Source organism: Aeromonas sp. PrichA-15, from assembly GCF_017939245.1.
Lineage (GTDB): Bacteria > Pseudomonadota > Gammaproteobacteria > Enterobacterales > Aeromonadaceae > Aeromonas > Aeromonas caviae.
The window spans coordinates 1-1030 of record NZ_JAGKRH010000339.1 but is presented as its reverse complement, the minus strand read 5'-3'; the positions used below and the strand labels follow the sequence as shown (position 1 = coordinate 1030).

The window sequence follows — 1030 nt, the reverse complement described above, 5'->3', positions numbered from 1 at the left end:
TGAGCCGGATTGGTGACAGGGAGGCAGCAGAGGTGTTTGCCCTGTTTCGTCGCATTGCGCTGAACATGGCGCAGCATCATCCGAAGTCAATCAGCAAGCGGCGAAAAATCAAATGCGCTTGCTGGAGTGATGATTTTCGAATGGAGATGTTTTTTGGCGTGACGACAGATGCGAATTGCTCGCAAAAAGTATAATCCCGCCCTGGGTGATCTACTATTCGGAACAGCTATTTAGTAACTAAAGGTGTAAAATCACAATCTGATGACACAAGGCATATTATGTCAATGTGTTTTGTGTATATGACGTCCATGACATCAATGACTAATGCCATGTCTGTAGCATTCTTACCCTTTGTTAAATCAAATTGTTGTACTGGTTGTATAGCATAATCGTGTAGTACATCTTCCCATGGTTTAATATTCGGGTTTTTCCAGTTACCATATGCTTTTCTAATGTTTACAACGCCGTATCGAGCTAATTCTGAAAGAACAATATCTATCTTACCTGCCGGTGCATTATCAGCATCAATAAATACGGCTATTTTTTCTTTATCTTTCATGAAAGCCTCCGTGCATAAATTTATTTTATGAGCAGTGATTCCATTATACTACTTAGCCGTAGGTTCGAATAATGAAGCGTATTCGGACGTTCGGGAAATGTATTATGCCACAAGCGTCTCCAGCCACCAGTGACAAACAGCCCAAGATTGTTACGCTGCTGCAACTAAGTTGGCTAATGCTGTTGCGCTGGTGAATCAATCCTGCCGCTGTTTGGGGCAACCCGCTGGCCACGCTGGTGGCCAATGCCCCCCCGATTTGAGGCAAAGTGCCAAGCCGAACTCAGGTTAGCTCCCGCTTATTGACCCTTGCACAACGTTCCTCGCTATCAGCCGACATTCCGCACCTGATTTAGGAATAAATTTGCCGATAGCGCTCACCCAATACCTCCAAAATGATCTGCTGGTCTCCTGTTAGCTCCGTTACTTGTGGCGGAGCTTCTCCCAGTCGATATTCATGGATGCCACCAAAGC

General features: G+C 45.1%; 1 protein-coding gene and 1 pseudogene. One reads left to right on the top strand and one right to left on the bottom strand.

Annotated features, from left to right (window positions below):
* Nucleotides 1-194: pseudogene (locus J9889_RS23045) on the top strand (hypothetical protein); the annotation flags it as partial.
* Between the two features lie 32 nt (nucleotides 195-226).
* Here the strand turns inward: J9889_RS23045 and J9889_RS23040 are convergent.
* Complete coding sequence (locus J9889_RS23040) at nucleotides 227-559, bottom strand: NYN domain-containing protein (protein ID WP_246878174.1); 333 nt, start codon at nucleotides 557-559, stop codon at nucleotides 227-229.
* Nucleotides 560-1030: the final 471 nt, after the last annotated feature.